Below are 291 nucleotides of genomic sequence, written 5' to 3'. Positions count from 1 at the left end.
CCATCTACTCAGGAATGCATGGTCTCCTGAACAAATCGCTTCAGCTTTACGTGTACGCGGGTGGATTGATGTCCCATCTCATGAATGGATTTATCAATATATTTATAAAGATAAAGCAAATGGAGGAGATATACACAAGTGTTTACGGAGCCAAAAAACATATAGAAAAAGAGGATTTAAAAATAATGATCGGCGTGGACAATTGGCGAATCGAACAAGTATCCATTGTAGACCCAAGGAAATAGATCAGAGAGAAAGGCTTGGTGATTTTGAGGGAGATACCGTCATTGG

At 39.5% G+C, this 291-nt stretch carries 1 protein-coding gene; it reads left to right on the top strand.

Translation table 11 applies throughout. The features are described 5' to 3' along the window. Positions 1–291: IS30 family transposase (locus tag GGG_RS20335; protein ID WP_010118275.1), on the top strand; the 291-nt coding region annotated here is incomplete at both ends.

The sequence above is a fragment of the Acinetobacter sp. P8-3-8 genome (assembly GCF_000214135.1).
GTDB lineage: Bacteria > Pseudomonadota > Gammaproteobacteria > Pseudomonadales > Moraxellaceae > Acinetobacter.
The sequence above is the reverse complement of the archived record's forward strand: the minus strand, read 5'-3'. Positions and strand labels throughout refer to the sequence as shown.